This is a genomic window from Vibrio sp. D420a (assembly GCF_030248625.1).
In the GTDB taxonomy this organism is placed as follows: domain Bacteria; phylum Pseudomonadota; class Gammaproteobacteria; order Enterobacterales; family Vibrionaceae; genus Vibrio; species Vibrio fortis_A.
This window is the reverse complement of sequence record NZ_JAHGAN010000017.1, coordinates 1-18,881: the sequence shown is the minus strand read 5'-3', so window position 1 is coordinate 18,881 and position 18,881 is coordinate 1. Positions and strand designations below refer to the sequence as shown.

The 18,881-nt window shown below is 46.4% G+C and carries 17 protein-coding genes and 5 tRNA genes; 10 read left to right on the top strand and 12 right to left on the bottom strand.

Annotated features, from left to right (window positions below; genetic code table 11):
- Positions 1-73 precede the first annotated feature (73 nt).
- Complete coding sequence (locus tag KI743_RS12360) at positions 74-1,552, top strand: diguanylate cyclase (protein WP_373417830.1); 1,479 nt, start codon at positions 74-76, stop codon at positions 1,550-1,552.
- A gap of 77 nt (positions 1,553-1,629) precedes the next feature.
- On the opposite strand, the gene KI743_RS12355 is transcribed toward KI743_RS12360, so the two are convergent.
- The 3 genes from KI743_RS12355 to epmB form a co-directional block, all read right to left on the bottom strand.
- Positions 1,630-2,121: an MgtC/SapB family protein gene (locus KI743_RS12355; RefSeq protein ID WP_032551229.1), complete on the bottom strand. Its 492-nt coding sequence runs from the start codon at positions 2,119-2,121 to the stop codon at positions 1,630-1,632.
- 105 nt (positions 2,122-2,226) lie between these two features.
- Positions 2,227-2,742: a prepilin-type N-terminal cleavage/methylation domain-containing protein gene (locus KI743_RS12350; RefSeq protein ID WP_275665736.1), complete on the bottom strand. Its 516-nt coding sequence runs from the start codon at positions 2,740-2,742 to the stop codon at positions 2,227-2,229.
- Positions 2,743-2,754: 12 nt separating this feature from the next.
- A complete protein-coding gene (gene epmB, locus KI743_RS12345; protein ID WP_285466605.1) occupies positions 2,755-3,777 on the bottom strand; it encodes an EF-P beta-lysylation protein EpmB in 1,023 nt (340 codons plus the stop codon).
- Between the two features lie 33 nt (positions 3,778-3,810).
- On the opposite strand from epmB, the gene efp reads away from it, so the two are divergent.
- Positions 3,811-4,377, top strand: coding sequence for an elongation factor P (gene efp / locus KI743_RS12340; RefSeq protein ID WP_032551233.1), 567 nt, complete (start codon positions 3,811-3,813; stop codon positions 4,375-4,377).
- 266 nt (positions 4,378-4,643) lie between these two features.
- Complete coding sequence (locus KI743_RS12335) at positions 4,644-6,047, top strand: SPFH domain-containing protein (RefSeq protein WP_285466604.1); 1,404 nt, start codon at positions 4,644-4,646, stop codon at positions 6,045-6,047.
- A 138-nt stretch (positions 6,048-6,185) separates the two neighbouring features.
- Here KI743_RS12335 and KI743_RS12330 read toward each other — a convergent pair whose 3' ends face one another.
- The 5 genes from KI743_RS12330 to frdA all read right to left on the bottom strand — a co-directional run bounded on the left by KI743_RS12330 (position 6,186) and on the right by frdA (position 11,047).
- Positions 6,186-7,196 carry a histidine ammonia-lyase gene (locus KI743_RS12330; RefSeq protein WP_285466603.1) on the bottom strand — a complete coding sequence of 337 codons (1,011 nt, stop codon included), beginning with the start codon at positions 7,194-7,196 and terminating at the stop codon, positions 6,186-6,188.
- Positions 7,197-7,691: 495 nt separating this feature from the next.
- Entirely contained in the window at positions 7,692-8,069 is a 378-nt protein-coding gene (gene frdD, locus KI743_RS12325; RefSeq protein ID WP_150872923.1) for a fumarate reductase subunit FrdD, read from the bottom strand.
- An 11-nt stretch (positions 8,070-8,080) separates the two neighbouring features.
- The gene (gene frdC, locus KI743_RS12320; RefSeq protein WP_285466601.1) at positions 8,081-8,464 is read right to left on the bottom strand and encodes a fumarate reductase subunit FrdC; all 384 of its coding nucleotides are present in this window, start codon (positions 8,462-8,464) and stop codon (positions 8,081-8,083) included.
- Position 8,465: 1 nt separating this feature from the next.
- Positions 8,466-9,230: a succinate dehydrogenase/fumarate reductase iron-sulfur subunit gene (locus KI743_RS12315; RefSeq protein WP_152468051.1), complete on the bottom strand. Its 765-nt coding sequence runs from the start codon at positions 9,228-9,230 to the stop codon at positions 8,466-8,468.
- Positions 9,230-11,047: a fumarate reductase (quinol) flavoprotein subunit gene (gene frdA, locus KI743_RS12310; RefSeq protein ID WP_285466599.1), complete on the bottom strand. Its 1,818-nt coding sequence runs from the start codon at positions 11,045-11,047 to the stop codon at positions 9,230-9,232. Before frdA ends, KI743_RS12315 begins: the two co-directional genes overlap by 1 nt.
- Before the next feature lie 428 nt (positions 11,048-11,475).
- Here frdA and epmA point away from each other — a divergent pair, with 428 nt between their 5' ends.
- Positions 11,476-12,450 carry an elongation factor P--(R)-beta-lysine ligase gene (gene epmA / locus KI743_RS12305; RefSeq protein WP_285466794.1) on the top strand — a complete coding sequence of 325 codons (975 nt, stop codon included), beginning with the start codon at positions 11,476-11,478 and terminating at the stop codon, positions 12,448-12,450.
- A gap of 38 nt (positions 12,451-12,488) precedes the next feature.
- On the opposite strand, the gene KI743_RS12300 is transcribed toward epmA, so the two are convergent.
- The 4 genes from KI743_RS12300 to rsgA all read right to left on the bottom strand — a co-directional run bounded on the left by KI743_RS12300 (position 12,489) and on the right by rsgA (position 17,312).
- Positions 12,489-13,376, bottom strand: a complete 888-nt coding sequence (locus KI743_RS12300; RefSeq protein ID WP_285466598.1) for a DMT family transporter — start codon at positions 13,374-13,376, stop codon at positions 12,489-12,491.
- Between the two features lie 184 nt (positions 13,377-13,560).
- Entirely contained in the window at positions 13,561-14,976 is a 1,416-nt protein-coding gene (locus tag KI743_RS12295) for an SLC13 family permease (protein ID WP_285466597.1), read from the bottom strand.
- 220 nt (positions 14,977-15,196) lie between these two features.
- Complete coding sequence (gene asd / locus KI743_RS12290; protein WP_285466595.1) at positions 15,197-16,108, bottom strand: archaetidylserine decarboxylase; 912 nt, start codon at positions 16,106-16,108, stop codon at positions 15,197-15,199.
- Positions 16,109-16,256: 148 nt separating this feature from the next.
- Complete coding sequence (rsgA, locus tag KI743_RS12285) at positions 16,257-17,312, bottom strand: small ribosomal subunit biogenesis GTPase RsgA (protein WP_032551244.1); 1,056 nt, start codon at positions 17,310-17,312, stop codon at positions 16,257-16,259.
- 151 nt (positions 17,313-17,463) lie between these two features.
- On the opposite strand from rsgA, the gene orn reads away from it, so the two are divergent.
- The 6 genes from orn to KI743_RS12255 all read left to right on the top strand — a co-directional run bounded on the left by orn (position 17,464) and on the right by KI743_RS12255 (position 18,813).
- A complete protein-coding gene (orn, locus tag KI743_RS12280) occupies positions 17,464-18,009 on the top strand; it encodes an oligoribonuclease (protein WP_150872915.1) in 546 nt (181 codons plus the stop codon).
- A 180-nt stretch (positions 18,010-18,189) separates the two neighbouring features.
- Positions 18,190-18,265 (top strand) — tRNA-Gly (locus KI743_RS12275).
- A gap of 54 nt (positions 18,266-18,319) precedes the next feature.
- A tRNA-Gly gene (locus KI743_RS12270) sits at positions 18,320-18,395 on the top strand.
- 54 nt (positions 18,396-18,449) lie between these two features.
- Positions 18,450-18,525, top strand: a tRNA-Gly gene (locus tag KI743_RS12265).
- A 54-nt stretch (positions 18,526-18,579) separates the two neighbouring features.
- Positions 18,580-18,669 (top strand) — tRNA-Gly (locus KI743_RS12260).
- Positions 18,670-18,723: 54 nt separating this feature from the next.
- Positions 18,724-18,813: transfer RNA gene (locus tag KI743_RS12255), tRNA-Gly, on the top strand.
- The last annotated feature ends 68 nt before the right edge of the window (positions 18,814-18,881 follow it).

Genomic DNA, 18,881 nt, shown 5'->3' with positions numbered 1-18,881 from the left:
TGTGTTCAGTACTGGACGATAGTAAACATTTCGGTACAATGTGCGGCAAAATTAAACACAAACTACCTTTGCTTTGATTAACTACCAAACTCTCGATTTTAAAAAGGCCCTGTTGGGTCTCACCGCTTCATTCTTATTAGTATTAAGCCTGTTACTTGTTGATTCAGCGGAAGAATCAGATGCCCTATATTGGATTGAAAATCAAAGGGTGAGCCAGTCTCTGGAAGAGCTCACGCAGATCATTAATGCGCTCGAATACAACATCACGGCCTTGTATCCGCTTCATGGTGACACCTACGCGTTCTCTCACACGCGAAAAATTGATGGTGAAACCTGTTACTTCTCGAGCGAGGAGCAATCTCAACCACGCTTTGATTTCATGTTCTCAGGCCCTATTGAGATGTGTGACCCGCGCTCACAGCTCAATGTGGAAGCGAGCAAGCGTTTGTTTATCGCGCCAACCATGGCTTACTTTGCGAATACTATCGATACCATCTCGGCGATTTACTTTATCTCTAAAGAGAAGTTCATCATCTCTTCTCCCTCTGATTTCGCTAGCTATATTCAGGGCGATACCTTTGATTCGGTGGTGAACAGCCGCCCTTATTGGATTAACACCATTCGCTTTGGGCTCACGCAGCAGAAAGACCGAGTTGTCTACACCGGCCAATATGATGATTACCTAACGGGTAAAAAAGTAGTGACGCTCACCAAAGGTATTTATGTGGATGGCGAATTTAAGGGCGTGTTGGGTGTCGATGGTTACGTCTCTAACTTGGTCTCCAACCCAAAGCATGGTTACGAGATATCGAGCACGCTTGGAGTCAACAAGTACGGTTTTATGGATTTTACCCACTCGCACCCATTGTATGTCGATGGATTGCACACCCAGCTCTATCTAAACATCGAAGAGAAGAAGCGTGAGCATATATTGCATGTATTGGAGATGGACCGTCTGCAACTCTCTTTGTTATTGGGTTTGTTTGTTACTTCGGTACTGGTTTTATGGCGCATATGCACTAAGCAGGAGCATCAACGTTTGAACGAACTAGCGATGCGAGATCCTATGACTGGGCTGCTCAACCGTCGTGGCTTTGAGGCAAGATTAATGGCTCAAGACGAAGAGCCGATCATTGGTATTGGTGTGTTTGATATTGATGATTTTAAAGCGGTCAATGACAAGTATGGGCACAAGGTGGGTGATGAGGTGATCTGCCATGTCGCGCACCTAATGACCAGTAGTGTTCGCCAACGAGACATAGTGGCCCGCTTTGGTGGTGAAGAGTTTGTCGTGGCGATCACCGGCGAATCCTCGGAACTGCTGACATCGATCTTTGAGCGCATCCAGAATGATATTAGCCTACAAGGTTACCGCTGCAGTGATGGTGACCGAATCAGTGTGTCGGTGTCAGGTGGGGCGACGCTATACTCGTTATACAAGTTCGATAGCTTAGCGCACTTATGGCAGAACCAGAGTATTCGCGCTTCGGATGAGCAGCTTTATCAAGCTAAGATTTCTGGTAAGAACCAAGTCTGTATTCAGGTTTTCTAAATTAAGACTACAAACAAAGCAGTTGATACAACAAAGCCTAATGATCATTCATTGGGCTTTGTATTATTGGTGTGAACCTAAGACTTATTGATTCGGCCTTTACGCATCCACTTCTGGTGCACGCCTCGGCGTAGACTCTGGAAGCTGTTTTCCACCTTATCCACACCCAGCAAAATCACAATCGCTAATACTGTGATGATCACTGATTGGCTGAGATGCCCAAGGGCTATCATCATCCCTAATGCGGCTAATACCCAGATAATGGCTGCAGAGGTTACGCCATGAATCTTCCCATCTAGCGTCATCATTACTCCAGCACCCAAAAAGCCGACGCCAGTAATGATCTGGCCTAACACACGCGCTTGGTCGAGCGTATTTGGCGACAGGCTTATCGCCATAGTCAGGAAGAAATAAGTACCGCTGATGATTAAAATTGAGGTGCGAATCCCAACCGGCTTACCGCGTGTTTGACGCTCGATACCGATTAAGGAGCCGCACAACATGCATACGGCCAGTGCTGCCCAGCTGAAAGGGGCAAGGTTGAGAAATTGTTCGATGGTTTGTGACATATCACCCCTCCTAAAAATTTAGAATAGAGCCGAGTATGCTGATAATAGACCGGACGATCGAACAAAAAGTTTTTGTCTAGACGATTAATCTATACAGATTGATGATTAACAACCGCTGGTGGTCAGTTCAAAGGTTGGTTGTGCTGTTGATGTAGCTTCGGTGTATTCAAGGTAACATTGTTGACCTGACTGCTTCTTTGTCTTCGTCATAAAGCGAATCCAAGGTATCTGGCGAGAGGTGTTGTGAAAATACCAATCGGCAGGATCATCAGAGTTGAAAATGGAGTCAGCAAATGTCGCCTCAATCAGGTGGCTCCAAGCATTTGCTGAATCTGCAGCCGGGTAGCCATAGACAAGTTGCACTTTGTCACCTTCAATAGTGATCTCTGCGGCGCTGAGTTTTTCTAGACCTTGCTGGACTGCGATAGGGTAAACCATGTCGGCAGCCCCTTGCATTCCGCCTCGCAAACCTTGAAGGGAAGAAATACGAGCGTCACCTTGTAGATTTAAGAACTTATTCGCCGCCGTCACCGAAATAATACCTAAGATGACAATCACCACTACTAGCTCAATGATGGTAAAACCTTGATTACGTGTGGTGCTGTTCGAATACATCTTCATTTCGGTAACGTCTTATTCTAAGTGGAGGTCGAGTGGTGTTTTGCTGCTGCGGCCACCTATCTCTCGAGTAAGCTTCGGTACAAGGTACCCTGACACTTCTGCCATCAAGCCCTGCATATGCTGTTTTGCTTCTTCATCCGAGATATAAAAATGGGCCGCGCCCTGTACCTTATCAAGTACATGCATATAGTAGGGTAAAACCCCAGCATCGAATAGACTTTCGCTTAGATTTTTCAAAGAGTTAACACAATTGTTCACGCCTTTCAGCATGACACCTTGGTTAAGCAGGATCACGCCACTGCGTCTGAGCTTCGATAGCGCGAGTTTTAACTCATCGTTGATCTCATTGGCATGATTAATATGGTTTACCAACACTACATTAAGGCGAGTCGTGCTTAGAACCTGGCACAGTTCGTCAGTAATACGCGCAGGAATCACCACCGGTAGGCGGCTGTGGATACGCACCGTTTTGATGTGTGGGATAGATTCAATCGCGTTAACCAGCCATTTCAATTCACTGTCTTTAGCCATCAACGGGTCGCCACCAGAGAGCAGCACTTCATTGATCTCTGGATGCTGAGCCACATAATCGAGACTCGTTTTCCATACCGATTTAGAGCCCTTGTTGTCTTGATAAGGGAAGTGACGGCGAAAGCAGTAACGACAGTTCACAGCACAGCCACCTTTCACAATCATCAAAGCACGGTTTTTGTATTTGTGTAGCAGCCCTGGGATCGCGTTGTCTTGCTCCTCTAATGGATCTGCAGAGTAGCCTTCATGAACTTCGAACTCTTCGCTTAATGGCAAAACCTGACGTAATAGCGGGTCATGCGGGTTGCCTTTTTCCATTCGCTCGACAAAGCTTAACGGTACTCGCAATGCAAATAAGTTGCGTGCGGCAAAGCCTGCTTGCCATGGTGTTGGGTCTATTTCCAATGCTTCAAGGAGTTTTGTCGGGTCTGAGATCGCATTCGATAGCTGTTTGAGCCAGTTTTGCTCAACAGATTCGACTTTTCGGGTTATGATATGCGGCATTGAAATCAACTCAAAGATGTGTAAGAGGAAATCATGGCGTCAGTAAGCACCAATGAATTCAAAGGCGGTTTAAAATTCATGATGGATAACGAGCCTTGCTCAATTATCGAAAATGAATACGTTAAGCCAGGTAAAGGCCAAGCGTTTAACCGTGTTAAACTTCGTAAACTGCTGTCAGGCAAAGTGTTAGAGAAAACATTCAAGTCAGGCGATACAGTAGAACTAGCAGACGTTGTAGACGTTGATCTAGGTTACCTGTACTCAGATGGCGAGTTTTTCCACTTCATGAACAACGAGACATTCGAGCAAATCGCTGCAGATGCGAAAGCAGTTGGCGAAACAGCTAAATGGCTAGTTGAAAACGACGTATGTACTCTAACGTTGTGGAATGATAACCCTATCACAGTAACTCCGCCAAACTTTGTTGAAATCGAAGTGACGGATACAGATCCTGGCCTGAAGGGTGATACTCAAGGTACTGGTGGTAAACCAGCAACTCTAGCGACAGGTGCAGTAGTTCGTGTACCTCTATTCATCGCTATCGGTGAAGTTGTTAAAGTAGATACTCGTACTGGCGAATACGTTGGTCGTGTGAAGTAAGTTACTTCAACTGTTTGAAGAAAGGTCGCTTAGGCGGCCTTTTTTATTGCCTGCTGTTTTCCAGTTTTCTGACTTACCCCAATCGAGACCTATACCGCAAAATTAGCACAAATACGTATCATTCGTAAAAATCTTATAAATTTGATGAATCTTTCGATTATTCCTTAATGTAACAATTTGATACATTAGTCCCTGTTGTCAGTGAGCTGTATATCACTTTGATTTTTATAGATTTAACTCAATGACAATCCAATAAGGAGAATAAAATGGAAAGCAGAGGCTTAGGACAGGGTCTGAAAGTAGAAGAAAGACGTCAGCTACTACACAAAGGACTCAAAGCAGCAGTATTTGGTATTCCGCTGCTCGCATTAGGCTTAACAATTAATAGCTCAGTATTGATGACCGATGCCGGTTACAGCTACGTGCACCAAAACAACATTACTGGTGAACTCGATGTATTCACAGAACCGGGCATTCACTTTCGTATGCCGTTTCTGTCTAAGATCACCAAGTATGACCAAGTCATCACCGTGTCATTCGGCAACAGCAAAGGGGAAGATTTCTATCAGAGATTAGAACCGGTACAGGTGCGTTTTGCTGATACCTATATCGGGCAGATCCCGGTGACGTTCCGCTTCAAGCTGAGTAACGATCCACAAGCTGTCGAAAAGATGCATAAAGAGTTTCGTAACAACAGCAACTTGATTGATGCCTTGCTAGTGAAGAATGCTCGCAACGTGACTGTGATTACCGCAACCCAGTATACCGGTGAGGAGTTCTTCCAAGGTGGTTTGAACCAGTTTAAATCCAAACTGGGTGACCAACTGCGTGAAGGGATCTATCTGACTGAGCGTCGTCAAGTTGAAGTGGAAGAGTTAGAACTAGCGCCTGTTGGGGCAAATCAATCAAACTCGAACCAGCTGCAACGAACCAATCAACTGGTGTGGAAGACAGTCCCTGTCGTAGACAATACTGGTCAGCCAATTCGTCAGGATAACCCACTGCAGCAATATGGTATCCAAGTAACACAGGTGACGATTGGCGACCCTCAACCAGAGAAGCAACTAGATCAGCTATTAGCAGACAAGAAGCGTCTCGTTGCAGACCGAATCCGTGCTATTCAGGAGCAAGAGACCTCAAAAGCGCAAGCTGAGACAGAACAACTGCGCAAAGAGATTCAACGCACTCGTGAAGTTCAAGATGCTCAGCGTAGCAAAGAACTTGCAATTATCGCACAGCAAAAAGAAGTCGAAGTTGCACGTCAGATTGCGGAGCGTGAAATCGTAGAGGTTGAGAAGACTAAGCGACTGGCTGAGGTTGAGAAAGAGAAAGAGCTCGCGACAGCTGAAGCGAACCTAGCGATTCAAAAAGCCAATGCGCTGTCTGCCGAATTTGAAGCGAAAGCGATTCTTGAAAAAGGTCGAGCAGAAGCCGAAGTACTGAAAGCGAAATATGCAGCACTTGGTGCTAACCGTGAAGTGTACCTCGCTGAGCTAAATCGCGATGTGGCAAACTCGCTGTACAATAATCTGCAGAACTTCCAAGTTCAGATGCCGCAAAACTACATCGGTGGCGGTGAAGAGACTGGCTTGAAAACCAACCTTGATGTGATTACCGGCTTTGGTGCATTAGGCTTAATGGACCAAACCAAGAAAGTCACACAGCAATAAGATCATGGGTAGTCAAAAGCTCTAATTACTCCGTGATTTAGAAAAGCAAAGAGGCAGATACCTAGGTACCTGCCTCTTTTTCTTGAATCGAACATTATCAAAACATGCGACTCTTACCCGCCAAATGACACTGCTGTTTTATTTCTTATTCGTCAAGAAGTAGGTCTCTAAGTATGTATTAAGTGGCGCAAAAGCTGGGTTTGCCCACGAGATAAACATATCATTCGCACTACCATCTAGAGTGCCAGAACCGACTTGGCCGATGGCTTTGAATTTACTGTCTTTTGAGCCATATAGTTCACCACCACCTTCGCTGATTGCAGGGTTTACTTTGTATTCGTACATCAATCCAAGTAGTGCGCCAGGGTTCATGTTAACGCCGCTAATCGCATGGATGTCATCAACCTTACCGTTTGGTGCAGGATCTTCGCCATCCTCTGTTGCACACGGCGTATCTGTACCCAATGCTCGCTCAGAGGCGATTAGAGAAAGCTGACCGTTTCCGTACGGGCATTCATCGAAGCGAAGTGCTTCTGCGTTAATGACTTGAGCGGCAGCATCTTGGTCGACAAGTAATTGTTTGAAACTTGAGTAAGCTGTTTCTAAACCTTGGCCAAGGTGATGGCTTTTGTTGTCATCGACATAGTAATCAAATAGCTGCATTAGCTTTTGATAAGTGGTTGCACGCTGTGTCTCATCGACTCCTTCAATGTTCGTGTAAACCAGCTCAACACCATCCGCGATTTTCTTATCTTGGCTAAGTGTAATAACGAATTCTGCCTCTGGGCTCTCTTCGGTCGGTTCACTCTCCATAATGCCAATCACTAGCGTCTTTTGATTCAGTTGCTGCTTAACGGCTTCGCTTGCCCAGTTGGTGTAGTTCGTTGCTTGTGTGATGACACGCTGATGGTGCTCATCAGTGATCGTCGAGCCAATCTTAAGCACATAGATGCCTTTCTCAAATGCACAGTGAGGAACTTCTGCTGCAGTAGAGCAGTTATCAATCGATGAAAACACCTTTACGGTCGTTGTCGGGGTCGTAGGTGGTGGTGTTGGAGTCGTGGGTGTTGTAGGTGTCGTATTGTTGTCTGATGAGCTGTTACAGCCTGCGAGAGCAAGGGGTAAGAGTGCTAAGAGTAACTGTTTCATGATATCTGCTTCTGGAATTAATTGATGATGTTTAATTGTTCTAGGTTATCTATTGATAACGATATCATTTGGGCCAATTTCAGAGTGTAAGGTGGCGTAAGCAATGTAAGTGAAAGGTATAGATTTGAGTAAGCGAGATTCGAGATACGAAGAGCGGAAAGAACGGGATGCGTGAGACAAAAAGAACAACTGAATCAGAGAAGTAGAAATTCGACCAACAACAAAAAAGCAGAACAAGATAACCCTGTTCTGCTTTTAGTCTTTCGCTCTTAAGCTTTTCGCATCTCGATTACTCGAAACCCGCATCTGCTCTTAAGCTCTTCGAATCTCGATTACCCGAAACTCGCATCCGCTTTCAATCAAGCTCTTCGCATCTCGATTACTCGAAACCCGCATCTGCTCTTAAGCTCTTCGCATCTCGATTACTCGAAACTCGAATCTACTTTTAGATCTTCGAATCTCGTTTACTCGAATCCCGTATCTGCTCTTTATCTCTTAAATCATAAACACAAAGATCACAGCCAATGCGCTGATTAAGCCAGCAAACGCGTAACACGCAACTTTGCCGACAACACCTGTGTGGAACTTAAGGTCGTGCATGCCGTGATGAACACGGTGCATTGCGTGCCACATAGGTAGGGCTAGTGTACCAATCACAAACAGGCCACCAATGATGCTTGTAGCGAAGCCTGAAACTCGTTCGTAGCTCATCGCTTCTGCATCGATAATACCCATTGGCACTAAGATACCGAGTACTAAAATCGTGATTGGAGTGATCATCGCAAACCAAGTACCGCCGGCGCCGAATAGGCCCCACCAGATTGGCTCGTCGGAGCGTTTAGGAGCGCGATTTACTTTGTAACTAGGGTTCATAATTCAGCTCCTTAAACCACAACAAGAACGATGAGTGAGATAAATGCGACTGCCGCCCACTGACCAAGAACGATCAGCTTCTTATCAAGCAGTTTGCCTTTGATGCGAATCGGCATCACTTGCGGCATCATGCTAAAGAAGGTTTGAGCGTGAAGCAGGCTGCCCAGTAGCGCGACAATGTTAATGCCGACAACCAGTGGGTTTGCCATGAAGTCGAGCCAGGTTTGCCAAGACTCAGGCCCTTTCACAAGTGCGCCTAAACCAAAGGTCAAGAACACAGTGAACAGCACCAATGGCAGTACCGTTGCTTCACGTAGCATGTAGAAGCGGTAGAACGGATGGTTGCTCCACCACGTACGATTCATTTGACGAACATAAGGTTTACGGTTGCTCATCTTACGCCTCCTGTGCTGTTTTCTTTGGAGTGCCGTCAGGCTTGAACATAGAGATCACGAAGTCCATTGAAGACTCAACTTTGCCTTGGTTTACTGCCGCTGCTGGGTCGACTTTCTTCGGACAAACTTCAGAACAGTAACCCACAAACGTACAGCCCCAAGCGCCGTTTTCACCATTGATAAGCTTCATACGCTCATCTTTACCGTTATCACGGCTATCTAGGTTGTAACGGTGTGCAAGAGTCAGTGCAGCTGGGCCAATGAATTCAGGGTTTAGACCGAACTGAGGACATGCTGCGTAGCAAAGACCACAGTTGATACAACCAGCGAACTGTTTGTACTTCGCCATCTGCTCTGGTGTTTGCAGGTTAGTGCCGTCTTCTGGCTTGCGGTCATTACCAATGATGTAAGGCTTAATCGCTTCAAGGCGCTCGATGAACGGCGTCATGTCGACAATCAAATCTTTCTCGATTGGGAAGTTAGCCAATGGTTCGATAGTCAGGCCGTTCGGGTAGTCACGCAAGAAGCTCTTACACGCTAGCTTTGGCACGCCATCGACCATCAGGCCACAAGAGCCACAGATCGCCATACGACAAGACCAGCGATAAGAGAGGTCTTTGTCTAGGTTATCTTTGATGTAGCCAATCGCATCAAGAACCGACATGGTTTCATCAAAAGGCACCTCGAAAGTCTGCATGTACGGTTCTGCATCTTTCTCTGGGTCGTAGCGCAGGATGTCTACTTTTTGGATACGATTCGCTGACATTACGCTTTCTCCTCTTCACGGTTCTCATCTTGAGCTGCTTTTTCAGCCGCTGCCGCTTTCTCTGCCGCTTCACCATACAGACGCGCTTTCGGTTGAGACTTGGTGATCTTAACGTCGCTGTAGTCGATGGTTGGAGCTGCGTCTTCGTTGAAGAAAGATAGAGAGTGTTTTAGGAAGTTCACGTCATCACGCTCAGTGCAGTTGTCGTCTAGACGCTGGTGTGCACCGCGAGACTCTTTACGAAGGATAGCTGAGTGAACCATCGCTTCTGCAACCTCTAGGCCGTAGCCCACTTCGATAGCATAAAGTAGGTCAGTGTTGAACACCTTGCCTTTGTCTTTAATGCTGATCTTCTTGTAGCGCTGCTTAAGCTCAGTGATCTTGTCGATTGTTGCCTGCATTAGGTCTTCTTGACGGTAGATACCACAGCCCGCTTCCATGGTGTGACCCATTTCAGTACGGATATCAGCCCAGTTTTCGTCGCCTTCTTGGTTCATCAACGCTGTAATGCGATCTTCGACCGCTTTCACTTGCTTAGCGATAGACTCTTCATTCCAGCCTTTGAACTCTGCTGCGCGTTTCACTGCATGCTCACCAGCTACGCGGCCAAATACCACGAACTCAGCCAGAGAGTTAGAACCTAGGCGGTTTGCACCGTGCAGACCAACAGACGCACATTCACCAACTGCGAATAGACCCTTAATGCGAGTTTCACATTCGCCATTGGTTTCGATACCACCCATGGTGTAGTGAACTGTTGGACGGATTGGGATTGGCTCTTTCGCTGGGTCTACGTTCACGTACGCTTTTGCTAGCTCACAGATGAACGGTAGACGCTCTTGCAGGTACTCTTCACCAAGGTGGCGAAGGTCAAGGTGTACTACATCACCAAGAGGGTGCTTGATGGTGTTGCCTTTTTGCTGCTCATGCCAGAATGCTTGGGAAACTTTGTCACGTGGACCAAGCTCCATGTATTTGTTTTTCGGCTCGCCTACTGGTGTTTCAGGGCCCATGCCATAATCTTGCAGGTAACGGTAGCCGTTCTTGTTGACGATGATACCGCCTTCACCACGACAACCTTCAGTCATCAAGATGCCAGTGCCAGGTAGGCCTGTTGGGTGGTATTGAACGAACTCCATATCGCGCAGTGGTACACCGTGGCGATAAGCCATTGCCATGCCGTCGCCGGTTACGATGCCGCCGTTGGTGTTACAGTGGTAAACACGACCTGCGCCACCGGTTGCTAGAACAACAGATTTTGCCTTGATGGTAACAAGCTCACCTTCAGACATGTGAATCGCGACAAGGCCTTGTACTTCGCCTTCTTCAACGATCAAATCCACCACAAAGTACTCGTCAAATCGTTTGATTTGGTCGTACTTCATCGAAGTCTGGAACAGTGTATGAAGCATGTGGAAGCCGGTTTTATCCGCTGCGAACCACGTTCTCTCTACCTTCATACCGCCAAAGCGACGTACGTTTACTTCACCATTTTCTTTACGACTCCATGGGCAGCCCCATTGCTCCATTTGGATCATTTCGCGAGTCGCGTTCTCAACAAAGTATTCAACAACATCCTGTTCACATAGCCAGTCACCACCGCCAACTGTATCGTTGAAGTGGTTATCTAGGCTATCTTCGTCCTTGATTACTGCCGCTGAACCGCCTTCTGCCGCTACCGTGTGCGAACGCATTGGGTAAACTTTAGAAATCAGTGCTACTTCTAATTCAGGATTAGCTTCAGCCGCTGCAATAGCAGTACGAAGACCAGCGCCGCCTGCGCCGATGACTGCGATATCTGTGGTAATTGTCTTCACAGTTATCCTCCAGTGTGATGCGGAGTTTTCCGCTTGTTATTATAAAAGCCGATTTAGGAAGTTCTAAATAGTAGGAACCATTTAGCGCCCCTAAGCCTTAAGTGGTAGGTTCAGTGTATGAGAGGACGTGATTTCAAAAATTGATTTATTTAGGGTTTTGCTTCGGTAATGCAAGCGAGAGCATAAACTTTATGGGATCTGTGACTGCAGTCACGGCAAGAAATTGTTGCGTGCTACAGATAAGAGAACGTGTCGATAAATGCAGCGATATTGAGTGGTTTATTATTGATTTTGTTGATTATTATTCGCGTTAACCATCAATGTCAGTGTTATAAACTTTCTGATAACTCAGCATTAAGAAAAGATGATCTTTTGCTAAACAAACGGTATCTTTCGCCCCAGTTATTTCAGTGAGTAATTCTAAAATCATGAACCAAGCCAACTGGCAGCCAGCTGCGCCGATTAAGCAGTTGAAACAACGTGCTTTATTGATTCGTCGGATCCGTGACTTCTTTTTTGAGCGTGATGTGATGGAGGTTGATACCCCAGCCATGAGCCACGCCACGGTCACCGATGTGCACCTGCACACTTTCAAAACCGAGTTTGTTGGGCCTGGGTATGCTGGTGGTCAAAAGCTGTTTTTCATGACTAGCCCTGAATTTCATATGAAACGCCTTTTGGCGGCAGGCAGTGGTTGTATTTATCAGATTGCAAAAGCCTTTCGCAATGAAGAGAACGGCCGCTACCACAACCCTGAGTTTATGATGTTGGAGTGGTACCGAGTTGGTTTTGACCATCATAAACTGATGGATGAGATGGATGATCTGCTGCAGTTGGTTCTGAAATCGGACAAGGCTGAGCGTATGACTTACCAAAACGCGTTTCTTAATGTGCTTGGGGTGTGTCCATTAGAGGGTTCGATGGAAGAGCTAAAAGCTTGCGCTGGTACTTTAGGTTTGAGTGATATCGCGGATCCTGAAGAAGACAGAGACACATTACTGCAACTTCTCTTCAGCATTGGTGTGGAGCCTAAAATTGGTCAAACGGTACCTGCATTCGTATATGACTTCCCAGCTTCGCAAGCAGCACTCGCTAAGATTAACCCGCAAGACAATCGTGTAGCCGATCGCTTCGAGGTCTACTTTAAAGGCATTGAGTTGGCTAACGGGTTCCACGAGTTAGATAATCCGCAAGAGCAACTGCAACGCTTTGAGGAAGATAATCAAAAACGCATTGAGATGGGGCTAGAGCCACAACCTATCGATCATCATCTGATTGAAGCACTGAAAGCTGGCCTACCAAGCTGTGCAGGTGTGGCATTAGGTATCGACCGATTAATCATGCTTGCCATGGGACATGATCATATCGATGAAGTGACGGCTTTTCCTTTCCCACGCTCTTAACTCTTACTTCTGAGTCAGCTAACTCTGGTAACGTCAGATTAGCTGACTAGTATCCCCGTTCCTATTACTGCGACAATCGCGCCAATCCAAGCGTAGGCATTTGGTCGTTGCTTAGTATAAATCCATAAAATCGGCAGCAGCATAATCGGCGTTGTCGATGATAATAGTGCCACCATACCGACATTCCCTTCTTGCAGTGCATAGAGAATTAACGTCATCCCAACCGCCATCGCAAGAAAGCCGTTAATTGCGGTGATGAACAGGATATTGCCGTTAATTGGATTTACCGCGCGTGATAACTTAGCACCCGTCAGCCTAAATAGTGAGTGAGCGATAAAGGCGGTAATCATACGAATCGCTGAGGCGGCGACTGGGTCGACGTTGGTTTGCATAACTGGCTTGGCAATAATGCCACCAAGAGCTTGGCAAATTGCAGCAGTTAGCCCTAAAGCGACACCAATCCAAACCGTGCCTTTGATGGTTTCAAGTTGGTTGTTTGCTTGCCCTTTACGACCAAAGAAAATAGCGGTGAGTACGCCACTAAATACCAGTGCAGAGCCGATGAGTTCTAAGCTAGTCATGCTTTCACTAAACAGAAAGTAGCCAAGAATGGCTGAGAAAACGGCGTGACAAGAGAACAATAAGCCAGCTTGGCGTGGCCCCATTCGGTTCAAACAGGCAAATAGGGCAGTATCACCAATGAAGATACCAATTAAGCCTGACAGCATCATAGGTGTAATTAAATCGGATTCTACGGTTGCCCAGCCTCCGGTTAGCCAAGCCATGGTTGAGAGCATGATAGCTGTGCAGCCCATACGCCAGCGACTATAGGCAAATGAGCCTAAATGTTGAGCCGGCTTTACCGACATCAAACTGGCAATCGCCCACAAAAAAGCCGCCGCTAAGGCCAACCATTCAAATCCCATTGCTCACATCCATGTAAAAAAGCGAAGAGAGTTAATATGCCCGAAAGCGCTGAGTTCGCAAAGGGTTTGATTAATCAAGCTCCAAAATAATACAGGTTTGAAATGAAGAAGCTCTGATAGGCGGAGAAAGGCGTCACAGCTCAATTGGATATTGAGCTGTGACGAGTTCGGATAAGAGAGGGATTTAAATGAATAAGAACATTGCCAGATAGACAATCGTCAGGCCAACGACACCCAAGATAACGCCCATTTTTGCCATGTCTTTGCTTTCGATAAGGCCAGTTGAGTAGGCGAGTGAGTTTGGTGGTGTGGATACAGGTAAAATCATGCCGAGTGATGCAGAGAAGGCGACCACAACTAGCAAACCTTGTAATCCACCAATTGCAGCCAAGCTCTCCATAGATGCACCAATGGCTGCGGCGATCGGCATCAGCAAGTTAGCGGTCGCGGTGTTAGACATGAAGTTGGCCATTAACCAGCAGACGATAGACAGTGTCAGTACTACAGCAGCCGGCGAGAGTGATTCATAGTCAATCGCGTGCGCCAGCGCGGCTGCAAGTCCGGTTTTATCTAAACCAATACCAATCGCGATACCACCTGCGACCAACCACAACACGTCCCAGTTAATCAGTTTGAGCTCTTCTTTGCCCATGATGCCGGTTAAGGTAAACACTGCCAGTGGAATGATCGACACCACATAGGTGTTCATGCCGTGCAGCTTAGTCGTCATCCACAATAGAATTGTTGCAGCAAAGGTGACGTAAACCACAATCGCACGCCAACTCTTTTTAAATTGTCCATCGAGTCTTAGCACCATGTTCTTCTGCTGAGACGGGAAGAACTTCTGTAGCAAAACCCAGGCAATCGTCAGCTGAATGATTACAAAGGGTAGGCCCATCATCATCCAGCTTAAGAAGTCGATGGTGTTCTCTCCGGTCAGATACTGCAGTGCGATTGCATTCGGTGGTGTACCTATTGGAGTCGCGATACCACCAGTATTAGCCGCGATTGGAATACACAGTACCAAGGCTTTAATGCCTAAGTCTCCCTTGGGCGCTGACGCGACAATTGGACCAAGTAGGGCGAGCATCATCACAGTGGTTGCTGTATTCGACATGAACATCGAGAACACAGCAGTAATCAGCATCAGGCCGAGCATGATGAAGCGAGGTTCTGTCCCAAACGGTTTTAGCAGAACGCGCGCTAAGTTGTTATCCAGTTCGTATTTCGAAGCCGCTATCGCCAACGCAAAACCACCCATAAACAGAATAATAATTGGTGACGAGAAGGCGCTGAAGATATCGGTGTATTTAATCAGCTCTCCTAAATCATGGCCTGCTGGTGGCTGCCTGAATAGGTGCAAACCTTTGTCCGATATCATGATTACTTCAAGAGTGATGATCAGGATCGAGGTGGCAAAAACCGGAACGGGTTCTAACACCCACAACAACGCAGCCAGTAAGAAAATGGCCAACAGACGATGTTGAATAAGGGTCAGATCGTCAATGGGAATGGAGTCGATAGGCATAAAAAGCACACCTAACGGAATTGCAAAGCAGATCAGCAGTTTAACGAGAACGCCAACATTGAGCTTAGGCATGTGATGGAAACCCTATGAAGAAAATATCTACAAATAGAGTAAGTTATCTGATTTTTTGATACTTAGGCGACGGTTATAAAATTGCAAAGTCGTTTAACTTTTCGGCAACTGTTTTGCTTTTGGTCAATATTTGTAAATCCGCTCTCATAACGATTAGGTTGTCGATACAAAAAAGGTGAGCCATGAGCTCACCTTTCAAATATCAATTAGTAGTTGGCGCTTATTCTTGCTCAGCGTCCGGCTGTACTTTTTCTGTTTCTGTTTCTGTTTCTGCTGATGCGATATGTGCGTATGGAGTACCCAGAACCGTCTTCTCACCGTTTGCCATGCTCTCGTCGAACTTGATTGCGTCTTTAGCAAATAGGTTGATAACGGTCGAGCCTAGCTTGAAGCGGCCCATCTCTTCACCTTTCTTCAGGATAACTGCTTTGTCACCTTCAGCTGGGTAATCCCACTTGTAAACTGTGTTACCGCGCGGTGGAGTAATTGTGCCAGCCCAAATTTGCTCAATGCTGCCTACAATCGTTGCACCAACTAGAACTTGAGCCATTGGGCCAAATTCAGTATCGAAGATACACACTACACGCTCGTTACGAGCAAATAGGTTAGGAACGTTTTCCGCAGTTAGTGGGTTCACTGAGAACAGATCACCTGGAACGTAGATCATTTGGCGCAGTGTACCGTCGCATGGCATGTGAACACGGTGGTAATCACTTGGTGATAGGTACAGAGTCGCGAATTCACCATCTTTAAACTCTTCAGCAAGGTTTGCATCGCCACCTAATAGTTCACGAGCAGAGAAGTCATGACCTTTTGCTTGGATCAGTTTGCCATCTGTAATTGGGCCAAATTGGCTTACTCGTGCATCGGCAGGGTGCACAATCACAGATTCGCCTTCCGCGATTGGACGCATGCCTTCTTTAAGTTCACGTACGAAGAACTCGTTGAAGGTCTTGAAGTGTTTTGGATCGCTGTGAAGGGCTTCATCCATGTTCACTTTGTACTGCTTGATGAACCAGTTGATGATCGCTGTAGTTAAGCTGCCCGCTTTAGCAGACGCTAGTTTACCGACTAAGCGAGTCAGTCCATGTTGTGGAATCCAGTACTGCAATCCAACTTTGATCTTATCCATTGTATTAATATTCCAATGTTGTGTATTTCTTCAATGAAAATCAGTTAATGACGCTTTAGGGCGCGAGATGTTACTCAATATCGCGCCAATTGTCAGCAAGTGCGCAAACTTTGGTTGCAACTGCTGAGAGTTATTCACAAAAATAGCCTTAAAGATCAGCCTTCTTGTTTCTTGAGTACTGTCGGTTGGCTTTGTTTTCAACCATGCTCTCAATGATGCGGTGGTAGTTCTCAAAGCGGATACGGCTGATCTTGCCATCCTCAACCGCCTCGCGAAGGATACAACCTGGGTCATCATTGTGTTTACAGTCGCGGAACTTACAACCACCAAGGTACGGCTTGAACTCAACAAAGGCTTCGGTAATGGCTTCAGGCTCTAAGTGCCATAAACCAAATTCACGAACCCCAGGAGAGTCAATCAAGTCACCGCCTGATGGGAAGTGGTATAGACGTGCTGCCGTTGTGGTGTGTTGGCCAAGACCTGAGTTTTCTGACACCGCGCCTTCTTCGATATCAAGTGTTGGCATCAGCGCGTTAACTAGGCTGGATTTACCTACGCCCGATTGACCAACAAAGATGTTGATGCGGTTTGCCAGTTCAGCTTCTAGCTCAGCAATGCCGTAGCCGGTCTCTTTACTCACAAAGAGAACCTTGTAGCCAATCTCTTCATAGATGGTTAGGGTCTGTTTGTATTCTGCGAGCTGTTCTTCGCTGAGCAGGTCAACTTTGTTTAATACAATCAGCGGCGCGATGCTCAATGTATCAGAGGCGATCAGGTAGCGGTCGATGATGTTCAGGGATAGCTCTGGTAGCACCGCAGACACAATCACCATTTGATCAACGTTAGCCGCGACAGGCTTCAGGCCGTCGTAGTAATCCGGGCGAGTTAGAATAGAAGTACGTGGCTCAACGGCCTCAACTACACCAGAGATGCCAGCCATCGATTCAAGACCGGCACGCCAGATCACTCGGTCGCCAGAGACCAAGCTTTCGATACCACGACGCAGGTTACAACGGTGGATCTCGCTGGTTTCTACATCTTCGATATCAGCATGTTGACCAAATCGAGTAATTACTAGGCCACTCTTGGTGCCGCCGAGCATGCTCTCATCCCATTGGACAGAGTCTTCCTGCTTGAGTCGTTTCTTTTGGTTACTGCGTACGCGTCGTACTTGACCTTTGGTTAACTTTTTCTTTTTCGCCACAATTTTCTACTTAACACATCTAACTTGATGATAGGGAACTCGTCGTAACTGAGCCTGTTGCCATGAGATTTACGCGGCACAAAACCTAGTTTGAGTATACTTATTTGGGTATAGTACCTCTTTTACACGCAAACAAATAGGCAGCGCCATTATGTCCTTTAGCGATCAGAACCTAATATGGGTCGATCTAGAGATGACGGGACTTGATCCTGAAACTCATAAAATCATTGAAATTGCTACTATCGTCACCGATAGTGAGCTGAACATTCTTGCTGAAGGCCCAGTACTAGCTATCCATCAACCAGACAGTGAACTGGATAAAATGGACGAGTGGTGTACGACAACACACACCGGCAGCGGCCTAGTGAAACGTGTGAAAGAGAGCACCGTGACGGAACAAGATGCGATTGCTCAAACAATCGAGTTTCTTGAAAAGTGGGTGCCGAAAGGCAAATCACCGATTTGTGGCAACAGTATTGGCCAAGATCGTCGTTTCTTGTACAAGCATATGCCTGAACTGGAAGAGTACTTTCACTACCGTTACATCGATGTGAGCACTTTGAAAGAGCTTACGCGTCGTTGGAAACCTGAAGTATTAGATGGCTTTACTAAATCTGGTAGTCACTTAGCCTTAGATGACATTCGTGAGTCGATTGCTGAACTTCAGTACTACCGCAAGACGATCATCAATATCTAATTGATTCAAAATAGTTGTTTTGAATTGATTATCTGGCTGCGAAATCAACATTTTTTTGAAATTCTGTGTGCTTTTTCAGCACTTGACGAAAAAGTTGCAGAATTTTGCATTAAGGACTTGCATCACAAAAAAATGCTCTTATAATTCGCAGCCCTGAACGGCGAAAGACGTTTTCAGAATGCGACACTAGCTCAGCTGGTAGAGCGCAACCTTGCCAAGGTTGAGGTCACGAGTTCGAACCTCGTGTGTCGCTCCAATTTGTAGATTAACGTGAAAACGGTAATCGAAAGGTGAAAGACCTTTCCGTGATGCGACACTAGCTCAGCTGGTAGAGCGCAACCTTGCCAAGGTTGAGGTCACGAGTTCGAACCTCGTGTGTCGCTCCAATTTGTAGATTAACGCGAAAGCGGTGATCGAAAGGTGAAAGACCTTTCCGTGATGCGACACTAGCTCAGCTGGTAGAGCGCAACCTTGCCAAGGTTGAGGTCACGAGTTCGAACCTCGTGTGTCGCTCCAATTTGTAGATTAACGCGAACGCGGTAATCGAAAGGTGAAAGGCCTTTCCGTGATGCGACACTAGCTCAGCTAGTTTAGCGAATCCTTGCCAAGGTTGAGGTCACGCCTAAGCCTTGAAGATCGGGAACCTCGTGTGTCGCTCCAATTTGTAGATTAACGTGAAAACGATAATCGAAAGGTGAAAGACCTTTCCGTGATGCGACACTAGCTCAGCTAGTTTAGCGAATCCTTGCCAAGGTTGAGGTCACGCCTAAGCCTTGAAGATCGGGAACCTCGTGTGTCGCTCCAATTTGAAGATTAACGCGAAAGCGGTAATCGAAAGGTGAAAGGCCTTTCCGTGATGCGACACTAGCTCA